The sequence below is a fragment of the Yersinia alsatica genome (assembly GCF_025133195.1).
Lineage (GTDB): Bacteria > Pseudomonadota > Gammaproteobacteria > Enterobacterales > Enterobacteriaceae > Yersinia > Yersinia alsatica.
This window is the reverse complement of the sequence record NZ_CP104006.1, coordinates 2,317,663-2,340,670: the sequence shown is the minus strand read 5'-3', so window position 1 is coordinate 2,340,670 and position 23,008 is coordinate 2,317,663. Positions and strand designations below refer to the sequence as shown.

Genomic DNA, 23,008 nt, shown 5'->3' with positions numbered 1-23,008 from the left:
TTTTCCCCGGTAATCAGTTTTAACCATACAACCATTAAGGCGTAGCGCGCTAAGTCAATCTGAGTGCGCCCAGCACGGCGTGAGACGCGCAGTAGCCAAACGCCCCGCAGCCATTGGGGCTACAGCAAGGCAGCAAACGAACTCACCCCGATGAGCTGACTTAAGTCAGTGATTCGGGTGAGTAAGTGCCGCTAACACTGCTGTAGCCTCAAGGGCACATGGGTATTAGAAGTTCAGGCCGGCACCAATATACACCCCATCCGCCAGGCGATTATCACGATGCCCTTCTTTACCTTCCATATTGATATAGCGATAACCAACATCAACAGTCAGTGGGCGGAAGACACTCCAGCGCACGCCACCGTTGGCTTCGCTGTAAGATTTCATGCCGCTAGTCAACTCTTCTGGGGCGAAATAGCCTTCACCGTATAAAGTGAATGACTTGTTGATTGGATAGGTTAAACCGCCGCCAATCGCAATCGCACCGCCATTGCTACCGTCTTCTGGTGACATATAAATGCCTTTCCCGCCGACAGTGACCATCATTGGGCCAACCGGTAAATTGAAGCCCAAGCCCATGCCATAGATATCTCCGTCATGGTCACTACGCGCCCAGTTACCACTGATAGCCAAGCCGCCAGTGTTAGTGCCAAGGCCGAATCCTAAGTTGGTGTAATGACGCCCGGTTTCGGCGTTAAAACTCACTGCACTGGCTGAACCCGCCACAAACAGCAAGCTGGCAGCGCCCGCAATTAAATGCTTCTTCATATTTTTCTCTCATTATTCGTGATGTCACCCATGAGCAAACTCTGGCTAACAGGTTTTTCCTGTACCGAGTTTAACCGAAAAAAAGCCCATAAACACACGGAAAAAACGATTAAATACCACAGTATTTCAAATGATTGTAAATAGTTATGCAATTTATATGTCTTATGTTGGCGATAGTAACGATAAGGCGTGCCTATTTGCTGAATCGCGGCAATAAGGCTACAACTAGTGTGGAGATCAAAGAATAAATCCCTGATGTTGTTTAAGTTATTATCTTGTCAATCAGGCTTTTGGCGCGATGTAATGCTTTAAAACACCCGAAAACGCAATCAATTCAACAGCTATACTGGAGAAAATGATGAGCAAAAAGAAAGGATTAACGACCGCAGCTGGTGCTCCCGTTGTTGATAATAATAATGTTGTTACTGCAGGCCGACGTGGCCCGATGTTACTGCAAGACGTGTGGTTCCTGGAAAAACTAGCCCATTTCGACCGCGAAGTTATCCCTGAGCGCCGCATGCATGCTAAAGGTTCTGGTGCTTACGGTACGTTTACCGTGACTCACGATATTACCCGATACACACGAGCAAAAATTTTCTCCGAGATTGGTAAGCAAACTGAAATGTTTGTCCGCTTCTCAACCGTTGCTGGCGAACGTGGTGCTGCCGATGCTGAACGTGATATTCGTGGTTTCGCCATGAAATATTACACCGAAGAAGGTAACTGGGATTTAGTCGGTAATGACACGCCAGTGTTTTATTTACGTGACCCGCTGAAGTTCCCCGACTTAAACCACGTAGTAAAACGCGACCCACGCACCAACCTGCGTAACCCAATTTATAAGTGGGATTTCTTCTCCCAGCTACCAGAATCGCTACACCAGCTCACCATCGATTTCAGTGACCGCGGCCTGCCAAAATCTTATCGCCACATGCACGGATTCGGCAGTCATACCTTCAGTTTTATCAATGCCAACAATGAGCGTTTCTGGGTTAAATTCCATTTCCGCTGCCAACAAGGCATTGAAAATCTTATGGATGATGAAGCTGAAAAACTGGTTGGCACAGACAGAGAAAGTTCACAGCGTGATTTGTACGAAGCTATCGAACGTGGTGACTTCCCGCGTTGGAATCTACAGATTCAGATAATGCCAGAGCATGAAGCATCACAAACGCCTTATAATCCGTTTGACCTAACCAAGGTGTGGCCGCACGGCGATTACCCATTAATTGATGTGGGTTTCTTCGAGTTAAACCGTAACCCGGAAAACTACTTCGCCGAAGTTGAGCAAGCCTCATTTAACCCCGCCAACGTGGTTCCGGGGGTGAGTTTCTCTCCTGACCGTATGCTGCAAGGCCGTCTGTTCTCCTACGGCGATGCTGCACGTTATCGTTTGGGGGTTAACCATCATCAGATCCCGGTGAACAGTGCTAAATGTCCATTCCACAATTATCATCGCGACGGCGCAATGCGCGTTGATGGTAACAGTGGCAATACCGCGACTTACGAACCAAACAGTTTTGGTTTGTTCCAGGAACAACCTGATTTCAGCGAACCGCCATTAACACTGGAAGGGGCGGCAGATCACTGGAATCACCGCGAAGATGAAGATTACTTCTCACAACCACGGGCGCTATTCAACCTGCTCAGTGCAGAAGAACATCAACGGATGTTTGCCCGTATTGCCGGTGAACTATCTCAAGTTCCGGAAGAGATCCAACGTCGTCAAGTAGAGCTGTTTACCAAGGTTCATCCTGATTACGGTAATGGCGTGAAGAAAGCGCTGGGATTAAATTAAGACGTTTATAAAAAACCCCTCGCTTGAGGGGTTTTTATTTTGCTGTTTTTAAATGGAGTTCATTTTTAACAGACTCAGCCACCAACCGCCGCGAAACCTTAATTCCGCCGTTTTTCAGTTCATCAGGTAAACGATAAAAAGCCAGCGGGCGCTGGAATACAGCTAATTGCGGCCTAAGCCAATCGGCTAGCGTTGCTTCATCCAGCATGCTATTGGTATCAATCACGGCGACCGGACGATGACCAAATTCTGGGTCGGGGACAGGCACTATAAAAGCTTGCTGTATACCGGGATATTGCAGCAAAATCCGCTCGATATCTTCGGGTTGGATACCCTCGCCACCACTGAAAAAGACATTATCCAGCCGCCCAAGAATCCGCAGCTCATCTTGTTGCCACATGCCGCGATCACGGGTGTGGAACCAGCCATCACTGTCGGTCAGCGGCTGTAGCTGGCCTTGTCGCCAATACCCAGCAGCCAAACAATCGGCTTTGACCCAGACTTCCTCTGCAACCAGCTTCACTTGCCGCCCCGCAAGAGCGATACCGACACCGGGTAAGCCGTCGGCCCGCTTGGCACAAACTGTCGAGGCGGCTTCAGTCAAACCATAGCCACACCAACAGCGAATACCACGAGCCTCTGCTTGCTCGGTCAGTGCGGTTGGAATACTCGCCCCCCCCAGCAGCACCTCTTGCAAGCTAAGCTTACTGTCGGCCCCCTCTAACAGACGCCAAAGTTGGGTCGGCACCAGTGAGGCATGGCTGCATCCGGCTAAGGCATCGGATAAGTTCATACCGGTTTGCACCACCAAAGTGGCTCCGACACTTAACCAGCGCCAGACAATGCCCTGCCCCGAAACATGAAATAGCGGTAACGAGAGTAACCAACTGTCTTTCGCTGTGAAATGCATTAACTGCAATACGCCCTCTCCACTGGCCAGATGGGCCGCCAGAGTATGGACCGCCGCCTTGGGCAAACCCGAAGAGCCAGAGGTTAATGTCATGGTCGCCAGCCGCTGGCTATCCCATGGCACCACTTTAGGCGCGAAATTCTCGGCACTGAGATGTAGCGGAAGAAAGGTTAATGGCGCAGGTAATGGATCAGCCAGATTCAGCATAAAATCAATATCAAGCTGTGGCAGCAGTGAGGTTAACAACGCCTCGGGCAATTGAGGATTGAGGGGTAAAATGCGCGCCGCACATTGCAACCCGGCCAGATAGGCCAGCAGCAATGAATAACTGTTTTTACCCCGCAGCACGATAGCGCTGCCGGGCGTTACGCCTTGCTGCTGAAAACTACCGGCCAGATTATCAATATCCGTGGCGAACTGTTGCCAATTGATCAGTTGCGATCCCACACGGAGCGCGACTGTCTGAGGCCGCTGATTGGCCCAATGTTGCCAGGGCCAGTCGGTTAGCTGTGCCATAACACATCCAGTTGGTCCAGGGTTACTAACGGCAAACTGCTCTCAGGCCATGGGCGTATTAATTGCGCTTGCATCAAATCCAGTGTATCCAACCCCGGAACCGTTGCCGGTGTCAGCCAGTTCGCTAACCGCGCTAATTGGGTCAACCCCAGACTCGACTCAATACTGGAGCTGATAACCGCCACCAACCCGGCCTGATGGGCTTGCTGCACCAGCTGTTGGCAACGTGCGATGCTGCCCACGAGCGTCGGTTTGATGACTATCGCGGCGACGCCCGGCTCGGCTTCCACCTGAAAATCAGCCTCGCGAACACTTTCGTCCCAAGCGATGGCAATCCCGGTGTCACGAGCAAACTCGCGGGATTCAGCCCGGGTTTTGCACGGCTCTTCCAGAAATGCGATGCGCGAACGCAGTTCAGGATTCACATATTTGGCAAATCCATCGGCCTTTGCTCTGGTCCAACTGCGATTAGCATCCAGCCGCAGTGTTAAGTCAGGTAAGGCTTCTAACAGCACATTGACCACCATACCGTCACGCACCGCTTCATACAGCCCGACCTTCACCTTGGCAACCTTCTCACCGGGCAGCGCCTGAAGCACGGCGAACAACTCGTCAGGATCGCCACTACAAAGTGGCGCTTTGCGGTAATCGGCGGTCATTGGCAAAGATTGCTCAAGCTCTGCTTGCGCGCAACTGAGGCCAAAAGCCACCGAAGGCAGCGTGCCGAGTGAGAGTTCCTCACCCTTGACCCAGTTTTGTAGCCACTGAGTGGCCGCCGTTTGCGCCTGATCCAAGGTTTCCTGACTGAACTCCGGCAGGGGAGCAATTTCCCCCCAGCCGGTTTGCTCGCCTTGCTGCAACTTCACCAATAACCCATCACGACTTTTCAGCCGTTGATGACGCAGGATCACCCCGGCATCCATCGGGATGCTATAGCGGTAAAGTGTGGCCGCGCGCATTATGGATTACGCTTGAATTTGCTGAAGTCTGGCTGGCGTTTTTCATTGAATGCATTACGCCCTTCCTGGCCTTCATCTGTCATATAGAACAGCATAGTGGCATTGCCCGCCAACTCTTGCAGACCCGCCTGACCGTCGCAGTCAGCATTCAGCGCGGCTTTGAGGCAACGCAATGCCATTGGGCTGTTTTGCAGCATTTCGCGACACCAGCGTACCGTCTCTTTTTCTAACTCAGCAAGCGGTACCACGGTATTGACCAGTCCCATATCCAGTGCTTGTTTAGCATCATATTGGCGGCACAGGAACCAGATTTCACGCGCTTTCTTCTGACCCACAATCCGCGCCATATAAGCCGCGCCCCAGCCACCATCGAATGAACCGACTTTAGGGCCGGTTTGGCCGAAAATGGCATTATCAGCGGCCACGGTAAGGTCACACATCATATGCAATACATGGCCGCCACCAATAGAATAGCCAGCAACCATTGCCACAACGGGTTTTGGACAGGTGCGGATCTGGCGTTGGAAATCCAGAACATTCAGGTGATGAACACCACTGTTATCTTGATAGCCGCCGTAATCACCACGGACTTTCTGATCGCCGCCAGAGCAGAAGGCTTTTTCACCTTCACCGGTCAGAATGATCACTCCGATATTGTCATCATAGCGAGCATCAGCCAGCGCCTGAATCATCTCTTTAACCGTTAACGGACGGAATGCATTACGCACATGTGGACGGTTAATGGTGATTTTGGCAATCCCATCGCTGGATTTGTGATAACGAATATCTTCAAACCCGGCGGAGCAATCCTGCCACTCGATGGCGGCGTACAGTTGTTCTTCGCTCGGATACAGCATAATAAGCATTCCTTTAACGGGAGAGGGACAAAAACGAAAGTACCTGCGCGGCAAAAGCGCCGGGATTTGCCCGGTGCGCATTGTGCCCAGCGCGGGCCAGTGTGCGTAATGGCAGCTGATATTGATGAGCCAATTGCTGGAATTTACTATCTTTTGCGCCACATAAATAAGTATAAGGGACATTAAGTCGCTGTAAGGCTGGTAATAGCCAAGGCTGATGCCCAAGGGAGGTGGCTTCCAGCATATCGGCCACCGCCGGGCCATGGTTAGCGGCGCGCAATAACACCAATTGTTCCCGTTGCTGCGCATCTAAATCGGCAAACACATCCTGCTGATACCAATCTGCCAACACTTGTGGCAAAGGTTCGTGACGAAAACGTTGTGCCCATTGACGGTCTTGCTGTAACCGCTGAGCCCGTAATTCATCACTTTCCAACCCGAGGTTTCCCCCTTCGACCAATAACCCCTGCATACCGCGATGGCTACCATAACAAGCATGATACATCGCGATTCTGCCGCCTAAAGAGTAGCCTGCCAGCCAATATTCGCGAATGCCGTTAGCCTGCAATGTTTGTGCTAACTGGCGGCTGATATCAGCAAAGCCGCTGGTGGTCAGAGTGGCAGAGTTACCGTGGCCCGGCAGATCAACCAGCAGTGAGGGATAATCACCACACAATTCTGCTACCGGCAGCCAATCCTGACCGCTGCCCAATAAACCATGCAGCCAGACCAGCCATGGCCCGCTATGTTGCTGCGCAGAGGATTGCGGGTGTGGATCGAGTTTACGGCAAGCCAGTGTCATAGTTGGGCCACCTGTTGCACCAGTTGTTGCAGCGTTTCTGCCCCTTGGCTTGGCGGTACCACGATTTCAATCAGTGTCACACCGCCGTGTAGCCAACATTGTTCTATCTGCTGTTGCAGCATCAACATGCTCTCTGGCCGGGCATAACCTAAGCCAAACATAGCAGCGGCATGTTCAAAATTCACATTTTGCGGCATGCAGTAAAAGCGTTGGCGGTCTGCTTCTGGGGTCGGCAACAGAGAGAAAATCTGCCCGCCATTATTGTTCATCACCAGCAGCACGGTCGGCGCTGAACTTTGGCGCAATAATGCCAGGGCATTAAGATCATATAGAGCCGATAAATCCCCGACAATCGCCAGTGTCGGCTTAGCAGTGGCTCGCTGAACACCGGCTGCAGTCGATAACAGACCATCAATACCGCTGGCCCCGCGGTTACTGTAAACCGGATAGCCCACCGGTAATTGCCCCAGAGCGTCAATCAAGCGAACAATCAAACTGTTACCGACAAAAAGCTGGCCATTATCCGGCAATAATTCGACAAGTTGATGCGCTACTGCCGCCTCACTGAATTGGTCGTTCAATGTTTGTGCCACCAGGGCATGGGCATTTTCAGACCACAGAACAAGCTCGGTCGCCCACGGAGTACGGCGCTGTGCCGGGTGCTGTTCCAGCCACTCATTTACTGGCGAAATAATTCTACGCCCCCGATGATTAGCCGGATCAAGGCGGCCCGGTAATGAATCCACCAGCCAATACTCCTGCGGCTGACACTGCTCTTGCCATTGCAACAGGCGCTTACCGGTCAGGCTGCTACCAAACTGCAACACTATCTGTGCCTGTGCCAGAACACGCTGAGCGCCCGGATGCTCGAGCCACAAATCAGCGCAAGGTAAGGGCTGGCCGGTTTGTGAGAGCACATCGCCAATCAATGGCCAGCCCAACAGTTGCGCCCATTCAGCCAGTTGGCTCCCCTCTTCGGCACTCATCCGACCGGCAATGACGACACCGCGTTTTTGACGCCAGGAGAACCAATCGGCTTGTTGTATATGGGGTAAATTGCGGGACTGACGTAACCACGGATGGCAATCTTGCCACCAGTCACCGAGGCTGGCAGACCAATCAGCATAAAGTTGGTCATCACCGCCATAGAGCGGCTCCGCAAATGGGCAGTTAACATGCAGGCCGCCATGATGTAATTGCGCCATGGCACTGTCGAGGGTCGACACCAACCAGCTGGCTGGAATATCGGGGGTGGGACGCGGCAAATTAAGTGTGACAGTGGGATGGCTGGCAAACAGCCCTGATTGTCGAATGGCCTGATTCGCCCCGCAATCAATTAATTCCGGCGGGCGGTCAGCGGTCAGTAATATCAAGCGCTCACCCGTCAGTCCGGCCTCAATTAAGGCCGGATAGAGATTGGCAGCAGCAGTGCCGGAAGTGACAATCACCGCCACCGGCTCAGTGGAGGCTTTCGCCAGCCCCAAAGCCAGATGCCCTAAGCCACGCTCATCAAAATGGGTATGACAAACCAGTGACGGGTTCGCGGCAGCCGCCAAAGTTAAGGGTGTTGAACGGGAACCCGGAGCAATACAGATATGACGTACACCGTGGCGAGTTAACGCCTCCAGTAGTAATGCCGCCCAACGACGGTTAAAAACGCTTGTCGACATGGTTCGCCCAAAAGTCAGTTAACAGACACTGCGATCCCGATAATCAGCACGAGGAACAAAATTGTCCTCTGAAAAATCCCGGAGTGACTGATTAAAGGTTAAATTTTTACCGATCTATACAACATAAGTGGCTTACATTTGCCGAGTTGTGACCTTTTTTGACAGTTTACACCTGCCGCATGGGAGCCACAATCCGTCCACATAACTGGTGCGGTTAATTACCGCATTTTATGAATTATTATTTTGCTGTTGCTGAGTGAGCAACGTTCGCAAACCAGCCGATTTATTATTAATTTCATGCCACTCTTGCTCGGCATCAGAACCCGCAACGATACCTGCACCGGCATACAGATGGAGCAATTGCTCCTCCACCCATGCTGAACGCAGAGTGACACTGAATTCACTCTGTTTCTGTGAAAGATATCCCGCCGAACCGGCATACCAGCCGCGAGAAAAAGGTTCATTTTCTGCAATAAACTGCCGGGCAATATTGCGCGGTAAACCCGCTACCGCTGCGGTTGGCTGGAGCCGTTGTAAGCAATCAGTATCACTGGTTCGATGAAGTTCGGCATGAATGCGACGGCGTAAATGCTGGACTTTACGCAACCTGATAACTTCCGGCGGCATCACATCCACCGCGACAACTCCACCTTGTAAACGCTGACAAATATCATCAACTACCAGTAAGTTTTCCCGCTGATTTTTTTCATCATTCATCAGCCAATGAGCCAGTTCGCTGGCTTGCGCGGCATCATCGTCATTTGACACCGTACCCGCCAATGCTTCGGTTTCCAGATGGCAAAGTTGGCGCAGATACAGGCGCTCCGGGCTGGAGCCGAGGAATGCCCGCGTTGCATCAAAGCGCAACATATAATGGAAACAATGGTGATTAACCTGACGGCTGGCGGCCATAAAAGCGGTGCAAGAGAGCGGTTTATTCAGCCTTAAACGAGTGGCTCGCGCCAACACCACCTTTTCCATCTTTTGCTGTTCAATGCAGCCCAGAGCTTGCTGAATCAGGCTGCTCCATTGCGGATATTCCGGCATATGGCTGGCATGCTCAATCACCTGGTCCAGCACCGGGAGCGGTTTGGCGGCAACCAGTTGATCAATAAAGGTGATGGCGAGTAACGCCTCTTGCTGTAGGGAAAAGTCGCTAACCAGATTGAGTGTCAAATGGGTGTTATTACCGCGACGTAAAATTTCAATACGGGGCAAAAACAGGAAGCTGGTTTGCGTGGGTTGAACATTATCGGGATTATCAGTTGTGGGCGCGGCAACACTCACGGGTTCAAATGCATTCAGCCCCCAAACTCGCAGCCCGCTGACCGCGTGGTGCTGCTGGATAAACTGATCTGCCGATTGTACATCATTAAACTGGCGGGTTTGACCACAGACAGCGGCTTCTTCATAACCATCACGATGATGCCAATAGAATTGCGGGAAATGGCACTGAGCCGCCAGCCACTCCAGCAATTGGCTCCCCACTTGCCCCGGCGCGGGCAAGATAATTTGCCGAATACCGGCCTGGTCAGGGAAACCGGCGCGCAGCTTTTGCCGTAATTCGCCCAACAAACCAGAAAGTTGCTTCACGACCACCTCGGCAAATCAACAGAAAGAGTGGGATTATACGGGCCATGAATAATAAAAAAAGTCAGATTGAAAAGTTATTGTTCGTTATCACACTAATATTTGATATCGGTAGCTATCCTTACCTCTTAATAGGGTGAAAAGGCAGGAATACACCTACCTTTTACATGGATTTAAGGGGCTTGGCGGGTACGAGAGGTCACTTAGCGGCGAGCCAATAATAAGCCCACGACCAACCCCACCGTTGCGCCAATCCCCACACTGCACCAAGGTTTTTCGCGCACATAATCATCGGTACAGCACGCGAGCGCTTTCGCCCGTTTGATATAGCATTCACTGCGGCCACTCAAACGGTATTGAACCTCCTTTAATGCTTTCTCCGCCCGTGCTTTGATTTCCTGATAACTTTCATCGGCAGCATCGCCAGAAGCCCGCAACACCTCTTCTAGCGTATCAGTCAGCATAGTCAGATCGTCATCCAGTGAGGTTTGCTGTTCTTTATCTCGGTTCATATGCGTTCTCCATGATTAAAAAAGATCATCCTGTAAGGATAGTCTATCTGAGGAGCGGTGGGGATGATTTGGGTGGATGATGAGTTTGTGGGTTAGGTGAGCCGTTTTGGCTGTTAGAGTTTCACAGCTCACTCTACCCTCCATCCTTGTCGGCAATATTCCTGATGGCGCTCAACGTCAAAACCATGAATAAAAAGATCCAAGATCTGGGGTTCAGTGCATCTTATGCCCCTTTGGCGGCTGGGGCATCTGAGGAGAGGTGGCCACTAATCACATGTCAACCGAAACGGATCACCCAGCACAAATCAACCATAAACACTACATGCCCCCTGCTCTGCGCCGGTAAATCTCTCACGCAGCGCGCCAAATAACTCTCGGCCTGACCCCACGTGGAACGCTGAGATATCCGGCATTTCCGGGTGGCGGCTTGCTAATTCGGCTTCATCCACCAGCAGTGAAAGCTCACCACTAACACCATCCACCCGCACCCGATCACCATTACGGATTTTTGCCAGTAAACCGCCACAATAAGCTTCTGGAGTCACATGAATCGCTGATGGTACCTTACCCGATGCGCCGGACAGACGACCATCAGTCACCAGTGCTACCTTAAAACCACGATCCAATAACACCCCCAGTGGTGGCATCAATTTATGCAGCTCCGGCATACCAATAGCCCGCGGCCCTTGATAGCGCACCACCACCACGCAGTCCCGGTCCAGTGCACCGGATTCAAATGCTGGCCCGACGTCATGTTGACTTTCAAATACCACTGCTGGCCCTTCGATAATTTGATGGTCATGCGGCACTGCCGAGGTTTTCATCACCGCTCGCCCCAGATTGCCACTTAATACTTTGGTGCCTCCATGTGGCGAGAACGGCTGAGCTAAACAGGCAATCACTTGGTCATCCAACGACTGCGCAGGCCCACTACGCCATTGCAGTTCGTCGTTTTCCAAATAGGGCTCCTGGGTATAACGTTGCAGGCCAAATCCCGCCACGGTATGCACATCTTCATGCAGTAAACCGCCTTGCAGTAATTCTCTTACCAGCAAGGCCACCCCACCGGCAGCCTGAAAATAATTAATATCAGCCGGGCCATTGGGATAAATCCGGCATAGCTGAGGAATCACTTCCGATAGCTCGGAGAAATCATCCCAATCAATCATAATGCCAGCGGCGCGTGCCATTGCCACCAAATGCATGGTGTGATTAGTCGAACCACCGGTTGCCAGCAAGGCCACGATGCCATTGACCACCACTTTTTCGTCCACCAACTGACCAATAGGCAGATAGTTGCCACTGATTTGTGTCAGGCGAGTGACCTGACGAGCCGCCGCCGCAGTTAAAGCATCACGCAGTGGCGTGTTAGGCTGGATAAATGAAGAGCCGGGCAAGTGCAGCCCCATCACTTCCATCACCATCTGATTCGAATTGGCAGTGCCGTAAAATGTACAAGTTCCGGCACTGTGATAAGAGGCTGCCTCGGCTTCTAATAGCGCATGCCGGTCAACTTTCCCTTCAGCGTAGAGTTGCCGCACCCGCACTTTTTCTTTATTGGATAAGCCGCTGCTCATCGGCCCGGCGGGAACGAAAACCGCCGGTAAGTGACCGAATGACAAAGCAGCCATCAGTAACCCCGGCACGATTTTGTCACACACCCCAAGATATAAAGCGCCATCGAACATATTGTGTGATAGGCCGATAGCCGCTGACATGGCAATCACATCGCGGCTCATCAGCGACAGTTCCATACCATCTTGCCCTTGCGTTACCCCATCACACATGGCGGGAACCCCGCCAGCCACCTGCCCGACCGCCCCCACGTTATGCAGCGCCTCTTTCAACTGTTGCGGATAATGTTCATACGGCTGATGGGCAGACAGCATATCGTTATAGGAAGTAATAATGGCAATGTCACTGCGCACCATATTTTTCAGTGCGGCTTTATCGTCAGGTTGGCAAGCAGCAAAACCATGAGCCAGATTGCCGCAAGCCAGTTGCGAACGGTGAACCGTGTTTTCTTTTGCCGCACTGATTCGCTGTAGATAAGCCGTACGAGTCGCCGCAGACCGCGCAATAATACGCTGCGTAACACGAATGAGAGTCGGGTTCATCGCCATTCCTTATTCACTCAAGGGAGTCAAAAGTTCGATACTGCCCGCAGGAAGACCGATAAAGTCGGCCAATACTTGCAACAGTAAATTGTGATCATCTAAATGTGGCGCGCCAGAAACGTTCACGCTGCCAATAATTCCGGCCTGTTTAATCTGTAGCGGGAACCCGCCACCTAGCGCGGCATAATCGCGCGAACTGACGCCATAGCGCGCCTCAAGTGAGGTCTGCCGCTGTTGCAGCATTAACCCGGCGGCATAGGAACTGGTGCCCAATAACGCCACAACATTGCGTTTGCGCCGCAACCAATCACGGTTTTCAGCACTGGTGCCGGGCATGGCGTAGCTAAATAAAGTCTGCCCATTCACCGTGATATTGATAGCCAGCGCCACACCTTGTTGCTCGGCCTGATGCTTTATTTTTTCACCTAACAACCAAGCAGTTTCATGATTGAAATGCGTCAGTTGCAACAGCTGTTGATGCTGGTGGCTGTGGGCGAGTTGCTGCGATAAATTCATGAGTTTCTCCGATGATAGTCAGCGGGCGGCATGGCTATTTCAGCGGATGCCGCCGACCGACTTAAGCGCGTTTTGCCTTGGCTAAGTCTTTGTCAGCAAGCCCCTTGGCGGTGACTTCAACATCACACTCCTTCGGCAGACTCAAGGTAATCAGCCCAGCGATAATCAAGGAACCGGCTAGCATACAAACCGCCGCGCTTTGGCCGTAGAAGAAGATCATCACACCGACCAGATATGGGCCGCAGAAACCGCCCAAATTACCTAACCCGTTAATCACACCACGCGCCCCACCCGCCACTTCCGGCACGGCAATACGCCCAGGAATAGACCAGAATGGACTGGTCGCGGCTTTCAGGAAGAAACCACACACCACCAATGCCAAATAAGAGATCAATACGTTGTGACGGAAAATAACCGATGTCACCAGACCGGCAGCAAAGCAGAACAGGGAAATCATAATTAACAGGCGGCGTTTACCGGTTTTATCCGCGAGCGCAGAGATGACATAAATACCGGCGGTAGTGGCGATAAAAGGCAGAATGGCCAGAATGCCGACAGAGGCCATATTGCCGCCAGTAAGATTTTTCAGGATAGTGGGTAACCATAAGGTGTAGCCATAATCCCCGGTCTGATAAAAGAAGTTTAGCGCGACCAGTTTCATCAAACCTTTATTCAGGAAGACAGCTTTTAGCGGTGCATTAGTCACTGGCGCATCCAGCTTGCGCTCAGCACGTTCCCGAGCCAGCTCGGTGACCAGATAATCGCGCTCTTTTGCTGATAGCCATTTGGCCTCTTCTGGCCGGTCACTGATAACAAACCACCACATCACCAGCACCACGGCTGACAGCGAGCCTTCCAGGAAGAACAGCCAACGCCAATCTAGCGCATTGATGATAAAACCGGATAGCGGTGCGGTGAACATGCCGCCGATGGGGGCAAACATCATCACGAAAGCATTGGCGCGGCCAATTTCACGTTCCGGGAACCAGTTGCTGACCATGGTCAACACCACCGGTAACATGCCGCCCTCGGAAACCCCCAGCACAAAGCGCAGGAATAACAGTTGATAATGGTTAGTGACAAAGCCCGTCAAGATAGAAACGACGGCCCAAACCATAAGAGAGTAAGCAATAAATTTTCTGCCGCTGCCATGAACAGCAATACGGCCACCCGGTACTTGTAAAAATAAATAGCCAATAAAGAAAATACCGCCCGCTAAACCGGCCATTTGGCTGGTAATAGCCAGATCACTTTCCATACCGCCCGGTAGTGCAAAACTAATATTAACCCGGTCCATAAAAGAAATAATACAAGCAATCATTATTGGAACAATAACGCGAAACCAACGGGCATTAGGGATCTTACTGTCCATATATATACGCCTTATGATAATAGCAAAGGATTACCCTGCACCACGAATAAAGGTGCAGGATAGGGCGAAAGCAAATAAGGGATATTTGCTACTGTTAATTAAAATTCACAAAATATTTTTATTATTACTAATATTTAGTTTATTTATAGATGATTGCAGTTGGCGCTGTTTTACCGGAGAAATGGGCTAGAATATTTGAGAAGACAATATCGCTCATTTGAATTCGAGTTTCAGTCGTAGCACTGGCAATATGCGGCAGCAATACAACATTATCCATATCAATCAAGGCTTGTGGCACATTAGGCTCATCTGCAAATACATCTAAACCAGCACCACCAATCTCTTGCTGCTGTAATGCGTGAATTAAGTCATCCTGATTAACCATGCTGCCACGCGCAATATTGATCAGTAGTGCATGATTTGGCATAGCCGCAAAAGTGGTTTTATTCACCAGACCGGCACTGTCTTTCCCACCCGAGATAGCCACCACCAAAATATCACTTTGTTTGGCAAGAGTGATTAAGTCCGGCACATATTGGTATGGCAGGCTCTCGATATGTACAGTGTCGGTATAAGCAATTGGCATATCGAAACCCGCGGCACGGCGGGCAATGGCCTGACCAATCCGCCCCATACCAAAGATACCCAGACGTTTACCCGTCACTTTAGCGGATAATGGCAGGCTGCTATGTGGCCACTGCCCGGCACGCAGGAATTTATCGGCCTGGCATAAACGGCGCGAGGTAGCAATAATCAGCCCCAACGCAGTGTCAGCCACATCGTCAGTCAATACTCCCGGTGTCGTGGTCACAATGATATTACGCTCACGAGTCATATCCAGATCCACTGCATCCGTGCCCACCCCAAATATTGAGATAATCTGCACTTCAGGTAATAACGCCAGCACCTCGTTGGTCACACCAATATCACCGCGGGTCACAATACCTTTAATATTCTTGCCCTGCTCTGCTAGAAATTCAGCTGGATCAGTCACCTGGAAGAGTTTATGAACAGTAAAATTTTGTTCCAGCTTCTCAGTTAAATAGTCCATTACCGGGGCGATAATCAATACGGCTTGTTTGCTGTTTTTCATTACGAGTACCTGATCATGTCAATAAATCAAAAAACCAGAATGGCGGCAGGTAATCATTGGATGATTGAGCCATTCAGCGAATGTGGTTATGAGACCTGTTTTCAATGTTTTATTTTGTGATGTGGGTCACTGTAAATCATGTTAAGAAAACATGTTACCGGTAACGTGATCGACCTATCATTGCTTATGCTGAATTGTTTCAGCCAATCAAATAGGCGTTAATGATTTATGTAACTCATTAATTAAAATGTTATCGGTTGGCGCTATTTGTTATGGCGGGAAATACAATTATGCTTGGGTCATTAGCGGGGAAAGCCACTGCCATCGAAGAACACAATGGCAGTTTTTGGCAGTAGACCGGCCTTTTAACAACGGCGTAAAGGTTAAATAGTTCCGCCGAGTGAAATACGATAATGGAGATCAACTTGTTCAATTGTAGGGATTTTTTTGATTTTCTTAATCAAGATTTCCGCTGCGACTTTGCCCATTTCAAAACGTGGCGTGGTGACACTGGCCAGCACCGGTGTCGTCGCCTGACCAATATCCAACCCATGGAAACCGGAAATTGCCATTTCCGCTGGCACCGCCATACCCAGTTTTAAGCATTCTTGTAACACGCCCACAGCCATATCATCATTGGTACAAAAAATAGCATCGACCTGCGGATACATTTGTCGTGCCAATGCCAACATGCCAGCACCAATAGAGACTGACGAAACTTTATTTGGGGTAATGTGCAAAGGCGAGAATCCAGCATCACTCATCGCTTGGCTATATCCTTGATAACGCTTGCGATCTCGCACATCGGACATCGAGCCAAAATAGACAATATTCTGCTTACCACTGGCCAACAGTGTTGCCGTCATATCATAGGCGGCCTGATAATTATTAAAACCCACAGTAATTCGATTGGATTGTGGCTCCAGATCCATTACCTGTGCCACGGGAAGTTCCGAAGCATTCAAATACTTATCAGCACGTAAGGTATGTTCAGAGTCAGTCAGGATCAGCCCTGAAATCTGGCAGGAGAGTAGATTGATTATCTGCTCCTCTTCACGTTCTTTATTGTAGTTATAGTTAACGACTAACGTTTGATAGCCGCTCGCCGCAGTGACCGATTCAATACCCGCCAGTAAATCAGAGAAAATCTGGTTATTAAACGATGGTACCAAGATACCAATGCGCGGGCTTTTTTGATTAAGGCTAGTTTCCCCATCAGAATCAACGCTGTAATTTACTTCAGCCATCACCTGAGCAATACGCTCACCGGTTTCCGGAGCCACTTTTTCCGGCGTGCGTAAGTAGCGGCTGACGGTCATTTTAGTTACACCGGCTAGCAACGCGATATCCTGTAACGTAACACGCTGGTTTTTCATGGCTTATACCTGGCAGTCGGGTGCGGGAAGAGTGAAAATGATTATGCACTGTTAGTACGGATAATGAAAAGCATGTTACGGGTTAAAAATGCCATAACAACCATGCTGGATATTATTAAGTTAGTTTATTATCAATATGTTAATTCTATATCTAGCCCTAAAATGGTCAAGACTTTGGCTGATAGACCGATTTCGTCGTCATCAAGGCGATGTCGCTCACGTAAGTGGTAACAGCTTGTCGTAACATGATTTAAAGTGATCTGCATCACAGTTTACTAAGACGGAAAACGGTTTGATAGGCACATGTTTTCATGTCCACCACTTTATAGATTTTCATATTACTGACAGTTAAGTTATTACTGTATTAATTCGGCAGTAATCCGGCAATGATTTTTATTTTATATGTCGCTTAATTCGCGTCATCAGGAATTCATTATGAAGAATTTATTTTCGTTAGAAAAACGCAAAGTATTAATTACCGGTTCTGCACAAGGTATCGGATTCTTATTAGCAAAAGGCCTGGCCGAATTTGGTGCGGAAATCATTATCAATGATATTACCGCGGAACGTGCAGAGAAAGCAGTTGCTGAATTACGTGCCAGTGGTTTTATTGCTCATGCTGCCGCATTTAATGTGACTGACCACGATGCAGTTAATGATGCTATTGCACAAATAGAAAACAACATTGGTGCTATTGATATCTTAATTAATAATGCCGGTATTCAGCGTCGCCATGCTTTTACTGAATTCCCGGAAAAAGATTGGGACGATGTTATTGCAGTCAACCAAAAATCCGTATTTTTGGTTTCACAAGCAGTGTCCCGCTATATGGTCAAACGTCAACGCGGCAAGATTATCAATATTTGCTCAATGCAGAGTGAATTAGGCCGCGACACTATCACGCCATATGCCGCCTCTAAAGGAGCAGTCAAGATGCTGACGCGCGGCATGTGTGTCGAACTGGCCAGATACAACATTCAGGTCAATGGTATTGCTCCTGGCTATTTCAAAACGGAGATGACAAAAGCACTGGTCGATGACCAAGCCTTCACCGATTGGTTGTGCAAACGTACCCCAGCAGCTCGTTGGGGTGATCCGGAAGAGTTGATTGGTGCCGCAGTGTACCTGTCTTCCAAAGCTTCTGATTTTGTTAATGGTCACCTGTTATTTGTTGATGGTGGCATGTTGGTCGCTGTTTAATCTTCGCCATTGACGTTGCGAAGCGTTAACCCATTAACGAATTACCGAGGGAAGTTATGTCCGGTAAATGCATTATTGTCATGGGCGTTTCCGGCACCGGTAAATCCTGTGTCGGCCAAGCATTGGCGCAAGCGCTAAGTGCCAAATTTATAGACGGCGATGACTTGCATCCTCGCGCTAATATCCAAAAAATGGCGTCAGGTCAGCCTCTTAATGATCAAGACCGTGCCCCTTGGCTCGAGCGACTAAGTGACGTGGCCTATAGCCTGCAACAAAAAAATGAAGTGGGTTTCTTAGTGTGTTCAGCCTTGAAAAAACAGTATCGCGACCGCCTGCGTGAAGGTAATCAGGGGGTATGTTTTCTGTGGTTGACCGGTGATTATGATTTGGTATTGCACAGGATGCAGCAACGGGCTGGGCATTTTATGCCGGAGAGCCTGTTAAAAAGCCAGTTCGCAACACTGGAAACCCCAGATGCCCGCGAGCCAGACGTGATTGCCATCGATATCTCGCCCGATGTTGCCGGTGTTGTTGAACACTGCATTGCCGCGCTAGAGCAAGAGAGCAACGTGAGCCATTGTGCTTAAGCACTCTCGGCATAATGCCGACCTAAGAATTTAGGAATTGTTATGATACTTGATGAACTGAAAAATGCGGTGAATAACCCACTCTATCCAGATGCTATCCGCCGCACACTGGCTGCGATCGCTAATATGGATTTAGCTAATCTACCGGCGGGCGAACAAGAAATTGAAGGCCGCGAGATTTACCTGAATCATATTATTGCCAGCAGCAAGCCACTCTATGAACAAGCCCCTGAATTGCATCGTTACTACATTGATATTCATATTCTACTGGAAGGCAGCGAAGTGATTGGAGCGTCGCCCTCAACTCAGGGCCAGCGCCCAACAATGGATTTTGATACTGAGCGCGACTACGGCTTGTTTGAAGGGATCACCACGGAAACCTTGTTAACACTGGCTCCCGGTGATATCGCCATATTGTTCCCTGGCGAGTTGCATCGCCCAATGGGGACATTGACCGAGGTCGCCCCACTACGCAAAATAGTGGTTAAGGTTGCGAATCATCTGCTGTAATGTGACTTTGCTAAGGTTTTATCCAGCAAGCAATGGTGTCTTTCATCACCGCCAGACGTTTTTCTAATGCCTCTGGCGTGGTGAGATCCTGCTGATAAACAATCGACAATGTCGCGTTGTTTATTAGATAAAAAAACCCTAACGCGGAAATAGAAATATTCAGCTGCATAGCATCAATGCCCGGTTTAATGGTTTTTTCCCGCTCACCGCGCTCAATCAATGTTTGAGAAATACCCCGCCAGCTAAGGTTAATATCATCAATGCTTTTTGACTGCTGAAGATGTCGGGCTTTCTGTTGGTTTTCACTACTAAGCAGGCGAATAAATTCAGGATGCGCCAAATAGTAGCGCCAGGTAAAGTCCACTAATTCAAGAATGGCTTCATTAGCGGGTAAATGGTCAAGTTGCAGGGCCGCTTCTTGTTCACGAATATTACGATATGCATCTTCCAACACGCGAGTAAAAAGCTCGTCTTTATTCTTAAAGTAATGATAGATAAGCTGTTTATTGATATCTGCTTGCGTGGCGATTTGCTCAACACGCGCACCATCAAAACCTTTCTGGGAAAATTCTTCGGTTGCCGCTGCCAGGATACGCATCTGTGTTTGTGCAGCATCCCGTTTACGTATTATTTTTCTATCTTCGGTCACGTTGCAGCCTCTGTCTTTGTCCAATTTACCGCCTGAAAACATGCTAATCGGCGCCTAACTAGCTGATGACTATAGCACAGCCACCACTCTCATCATAAAACTCAGCTCACGCTTAAGCCTAGTTAACATGCTCTAAAAATAATCAACCATTTGGTTGGTTATGCGAGGCAGATCATTTTTTTCTTGCCAAGAAAGTTCTAGTATTTTAATCAACCAAACAGTTGGTTAATTGTAACATAATGAATTTAATATAGATATGGAGTGAATATGGCGATTTCATCTCGACCGGTTGCTCTGGTCACCGGCTCCACCCGAGGCATTGGCCGACAATGCGCATTCTGGCTAGCTCAGGCTGGATTTAACGTGGTCATCAATGGTCGTCGTTCGCCTGACAGCATGGCCCTACAGCAGCAATTAGTGACTGAGTTGAGTCAATTTGGCGTGGAAGCGTTGGCTTGTCCCGGTGATGTCGTGGAGCATGAGCAACATGAATTGATGCTGGATGCGATTTTCGACCGCTGGGGCCGGCTTGACTGCCTGGTTAATAATGCGGGTACCGGAGCCAAGCAGCGCGGCGATATGCTGGAAATCACACCAGAGAATTATCAATACTGCATGGATGTGAATGCTCAGGCGATGTTTTTTCTCAGCCAGTCGGTCGCCAAAAGGATGTTGCAACAAGGCGAACTCGATAACCAACATCGCAGCATTATCAATATCACTTCCTGTAGCGCATCCGTCCTTTCCATTAGCCGCGCCGAATACTGTGTCTCAAAGGCGGCGGCCAGCATGATCACGCAACTTCTGGCACTGCGTTTAGCGCAAGAGAACATCGGGGTGTATGAGATTCGCCCAGGCATTATCAATACTGACATGACAAAAGTCGTGAAGCCGAAATATGACCAACTCATTGCTGATGGGTTAGTACCCATGAAGCGCTGGGGTGAACCGCAGGATATCGCGCAAGTGGTGCTCAGTTTAGCCAGCGGCAAATTGCCTTTTACGGTGGGCCAAATTATTGATGTCGATGGCGGATTGGCTAAGCCACATTTTTAACATTACCTATTTTTATCGCCTTCTTAACTTCAGGGGAATAACTCATGGCAACATTACGTATTGGCATCATCATGCACGGTGTGACTGGCCGTATGGGGAAAAACCAGCACTTAATTCGCTCGATTGTGGCGATCCGCGATCAAGGCGGCGTGACATTGACCAATGGTGACCGGGTGATACCGGACCCCATTTTGGTAGGGCGCAATGAAGAGAAAATTGCGGCTCTGGCGCAGCAATATCAGATTGAGCGCTGGACTACCGATCTTGACGGCGCATTGAGTAATCCTGACGACATTATTTTCTTTGATGCCGCTACCACACAGGCCCGCCCTGGCTTGTTAAAAAAAGCCATTGCCGCAGGCAAACATGTTTATAGCGAAAAACCGGTCGCCGTTAGTCTGGAAGAAGCGCTGGATCTCTATCATTTTGCACAAGAGCGCGGCGTCAAACACGGCGTGGTACAAGACAAACTGTGGCTACCTGGGCTACAAAAACTGCAACTGCTCAATAGTGCAGGATTTTTTGGCCGGACACTGTCAGTACGCGGTGAATTTGGTTACTGGGTATTTGAAGGCGATTTGCAGCCAGGGCAACGCCCTTCCTGGAATTACCGTCAACAAGACGGTGGCGGCATCATTCTGGATATGATCTGCCACTGGCGCTATGTCATCGATAACTTGTTTGGTGAAATCAAGAGCTTGAGCTGCCTGGGTGCCACTCACATTCCTGAACGTTGGGATGAACAAGGCCAGCCTTACGTCGCGAATGCTGATGATGCCGCCTATGCCACCTTTGAACTGCATAACGGCACTATTGTGCAAATCAATAGTTCGTGGTGCGTGCGAGTCAGACGTGATGATTTAGTCACGTTCCAGGTTGATGGGGTCAATGGTTCTGCGGTTGCAGGCCTGACAGATTGTCGTACCCAAGCACGCGTCAATACTCCGAAACCAGTGTGGAATCCAGATGTTCGGCAAACCCATGACTTCTTTGATGACTGGGTCGAAGTACCAGATAACCAAGTCTATGACAATGCCTTTAAAGTTCAGTGGGAACTCTTCTTGCGCCATGTTTGTGACAATGGTGAGTTTAAATGGAACCTGCTGGAAGGGGCTAAAGGCGTGCAGTTGGTTGAATTGGCGCTACAAAGTTGGCAGGAACGCCGCTGGATAGATGTTCCGCCACTCACTCGTTGAAATCAGCCCATATCACATTAGGAGTGATCGCCATGTCTGGAAATACGACTTCACCATCTGTCTCGTCATCCATCTCACAACAGCCGGATGCCAACTTATTGTCAATTAATACCGCGACCGTTCGCCAACAATGGACACTGGATAAAATCATTGAAGGTTGCGCTCGCCATGAGATACGCGGTATCTCGCCGTGGCGCGATCAAACTCAGGCGCTTGGTGTGACAGAGACTGCTCGCCTGATCCACAGCCATGAATTAACCGTCACTGGCTATTGCCGTGGCGGTATGTTCCCCGGCATCTCGCCGCAACAACGCCAGCATAACAATGATGACAACCGCCGCGCTGTAGATGAAGCGCTGGAGTTGAATGCGCAATGTCTGGTGCTGGTAGTCGGCGGCTTACCGGCGGGCAGTAAGGATTTGTCAGGGGCGCGGATGCAAGTGCGCGATGGGCTGGCAACCTTGCTCGACTATTCACGTTCAGTATCGATGCCGTTGGCTATTGAGCCACTGCACCCGATGTACGCCGCTGAGCGCGCTTGTGTCAACACACTGGAACAAGCCAACGATTTATGCGACGAACTGGGGGATAACGGCCTTGGGCTGGCTGTCGATCTTTACCACACGTGGTGGGACCCGAAGTTTTTCGCCCAAATCAAACGCGCTGGCCTGCGGCGTTTACTGGCTTTTCATATCTGTGATTGGTTGGTGCCAACACAGGATTTATTAAATGACCGCGGCATGATGGGTGACGGGGTGATTGATATCCGTGCTGCTCGGCTGGCAGTTGAAGCTGAAGGATACCGGGGGTTTCATGAAGTGGAGATCTTCTCTGCCAATAACTGGTGGAAAAAAGATGCCAATGAGGTGCTGATGACCTGTAAACAGCGGCATCTGGACTGTTGCTGATGATTCAGCATGGTCACTGAGTTTTCTCTGGCCCTACACAAAAAAC

21 protein-coding genes are annotated in these 23,008 nt (G+C 49.8%); 7 read left to right on the top strand and 14 right to left on the bottom strand.

Going from position 1 to position 23,008, the window contains the following annotated elements; genetic code table 11:
* Positions 1-225: 225 nt before the first annotated feature.
* A complete protein-coding gene (locus N0H69_RS10405; RefSeq protein WP_050132951.1) occupies positions 226-768 on the bottom strand; it encodes a YfaZ family protein in 543 nt (180 codons plus the stop codon).
* 358 nt (positions 769-1,126) lie between these two features.
* On the opposite strand from N0H69_RS10405, the gene N0H69_RS10400 reads away from it, so the two are divergent.
* The gene (locus tag N0H69_RS10400; RefSeq protein WP_050106128.1) at positions 1,127-2,566 is read left to right on the top strand and encodes a catalase; all 1,440 of its coding nucleotides are present in this window, start codon (positions 1,127-1,129) and stop codon (positions 2,564-2,566) included.
* 34 nt (positions 2,567-2,600) lie between these two features.
* Here N0H69_RS10400 and menE read toward each other — a convergent pair whose 3' ends face one another.
* From menE to N0H69_RS10340, 12 genes are all read right to left on the bottom strand, one after another.
* On the bottom strand, positions 2,601-3,992 hold the full coding sequence (menE, locus tag N0H69_RS10395; protein WP_050151003.1) for an o-succinylbenzoate--CoA ligase: 1,392 nt from the start codon (positions 3,990-3,992) through the stop codon (positions 2,601-2,603).
* Positions 3,980-4,951, bottom strand: coding sequence for an o-succinylbenzoate synthase (gene menC / locus N0H69_RS10390; RefSeq protein WP_050151001.1), 972 nt, complete (start codon positions 4,949-4,951; stop codon positions 3,980-3,982). Before menC ends, menE begins: the two co-directional genes overlap by 13 nt.
* Positions 4,951-5,808 (bottom strand): 1,4-dihydroxy-2-naphthoyl-CoA synthase, encoded by an 858-nt coding sequence (gene menB, locus N0H69_RS10385; RefSeq protein WP_050106125.1) that lies wholly within the window; start codon positions 5,806-5,808, stop codon positions 4,951-4,953. The genes menC and menB overlap by 1 nt, the downstream gene beginning before the upstream one ends.
* A gap of 13 nt (positions 5,809-5,821) precedes the next feature.
* Entirely contained in the window at positions 5,822-6,610 is a 789-nt protein-coding gene (menH, locus tag N0H69_RS10380; protein WP_050120853.1) for a 2-succinyl-6-hydroxy-2,4-cyclohexadiene-1-carboxylate synthase, read from the bottom strand.
* On the bottom strand, positions 6,607-8,280 hold the full coding sequence (menD, locus tag N0H69_RS10375) for a 2-succinyl-5-enolpyruvyl-6-hydroxy-3-cyclohexene-1-carboxylic-acid synthase (protein ID WP_050106123.1): 1,674 nt from the start codon (positions 8,278-8,280) through the stop codon (positions 6,607-6,609). Before menD ends, menH begins: the two co-directional genes overlap by 4 nt.
* A gap of 228 nt (positions 8,281-8,508) precedes the next feature.
* The gene (gene menF, locus N0H69_RS10370; protein WP_050150999.1) at positions 8,509-9,873 is read right to left on the bottom strand and encodes an isochorismate synthase MenF; all 1,365 of its coding nucleotides are present in this window, start codon (positions 9,871-9,873) and stop codon (positions 8,509-8,511) included.
* 200 nt (positions 9,874-10,073) lie between these two features.
* Positions 10,074-10,382, bottom strand: a complete 309-nt coding sequence (locus N0H69_RS10365) for an ElaB/YgaM/YqjD family protein (protein WP_050106121.1) — start codon at positions 10,380-10,382, stop codon at positions 10,074-10,076.
* A 305-nt stretch (positions 10,383-10,687) separates the two neighbouring features.
* Positions 10,688-12,499 carry a phosphogluconate dehydratase gene (gene edd / locus N0H69_RS10360; RefSeq protein WP_050150997.1) on the bottom strand — a complete coding sequence of 604 codons (1,812 nt, stop codon included), beginning with the start codon at positions 12,497-12,499 and terminating at the stop codon, positions 10,688-10,690.
* 9 nt (positions 12,500-12,508) lie between these two features.
* Positions 12,509-13,015 carry a heme-degrading domain-containing protein gene (locus N0H69_RS10355; RefSeq protein WP_050120850.1) on the bottom strand — a complete coding sequence of 169 codons (507 nt, stop codon included), beginning with the start codon at positions 13,013-13,015 and terminating at the stop codon, positions 12,509-12,511.
* A 61-nt stretch (positions 13,016-13,076) separates the two neighbouring features.
* Complete coding sequence (locus tag N0H69_RS10350; protein ID WP_050106118.1) at positions 13,077-14,387, bottom strand: MFS transporter; 1,311 nt, start codon at positions 14,385-14,387, stop codon at positions 13,077-13,079.
* 139 nt (positions 14,388-14,526) lie between these two features.
* Positions 14,527-15,480: a 2-hydroxyacid dehydrogenase gene (locus N0H69_RS10345; protein WP_050106117.1), complete on the bottom strand. Its 954-nt coding sequence runs from the start codon at positions 15,478-15,480 to the stop codon at positions 14,527-14,529.
* Between the two features lie 383 nt (positions 15,481-15,863).
* Positions 15,864-16,856: a substrate-binding domain-containing protein gene (locus tag N0H69_RS10340; RefSeq protein WP_050106116.1), complete on the bottom strand. Its 993-nt coding sequence runs from the start codon at positions 16,854-16,856 to the stop codon at positions 15,864-15,866.
* A 435-nt stretch (positions 16,857-17,291) separates the two neighbouring features.
* On the opposite strand from N0H69_RS10340, the gene idnO reads away from it, so the two are divergent.
* The 3 genes from idnO to N0H69_RS10325 are packed head-to-tail and all read left to right on the top strand — an operon-like array spanning position 17,292 to position 19,153.
* Positions 17,292-18,056: a gluconate 5-dehydrogenase gene (idnO, locus tag N0H69_RS10335; protein ID WP_050120848.1), complete on the top strand. Its 765-nt coding sequence runs from the start codon at positions 17,292-17,294 to the stop codon at positions 18,054-18,056.
* Between the two features lie 56 nt (positions 18,057-18,112).
* Positions 18,113-18,643 carry a gluconokinase gene (locus tag N0H69_RS10330; protein ID WP_050150995.1) on the top strand — a complete coding sequence of 177 codons (531 nt, stop codon included), beginning with the start codon at positions 18,113-18,115 and terminating at the stop codon, positions 18,641-18,643.
* A gap of 42 nt (positions 18,644-18,685) precedes the next feature.
* Entirely contained in the window at positions 18,686-19,153 is a 468-nt protein-coding gene (locus N0H69_RS10325; RefSeq protein WP_050106113.1) for a NanQ anomerase/TabA/YiaL family protein, read from the top strand.
* A 10-nt stretch (positions 19,154-19,163) separates the two neighbouring features.
* Here N0H69_RS10325 and N0H69_RS10320 read toward each other — a convergent pair whose 3' ends face one another.
* On the bottom strand, positions 19,164-19,826 hold the full coding sequence (locus N0H69_RS10320) for a TetR/AcrR family transcriptional regulator (RefSeq protein WP_235895525.1): 663 nt from the start codon (positions 19,824-19,826) through the stop codon (positions 19,164-19,166).
* A gap of 243 nt (positions 19,827-20,069) precedes the next feature.
* Here N0H69_RS10320 and N0H69_RS10315 point away from each other — a divergent pair, with 243 nt between their 5' ends.
* Genes N0H69_RS10315 through N0H69_RS10305 form a run of 3 tightly spaced genes read left to right on the top strand, consistent with a single transcriptional unit; the run spans position 20,070 to position 22,962 of the window.
* Complete coding sequence (locus N0H69_RS10315) at positions 20,070-20,858, top strand: 3-ketoacyl-ACP reductase (RefSeq protein ID WP_050150993.1); 789 nt, start codon at positions 20,070-20,072, stop codon at positions 20,856-20,858.
* Positions 20,859-20,902: 44 nt separating this feature from the next.
* On the top strand, positions 20,903-22,054 hold the full coding sequence (locus tag N0H69_RS10310; RefSeq protein ID WP_050150991.1) for a Gfo/Idh/MocA family protein: 1,152 nt from the start codon (positions 20,903-20,905) through the stop codon (positions 22,052-22,054).
* Between the two features lie 32 nt (positions 22,055-22,086).
* Positions 22,087-22,962, top strand: coding sequence for a sugar phosphate isomerase/epimerase family protein (locus tag N0H69_RS10305; protein WP_050150989.1), 876 nt, complete (start codon positions 22,087-22,089; stop codon positions 22,960-22,962).
* The last annotated feature ends 46 nt before the right edge of the window (positions 22,963-23,008 follow it).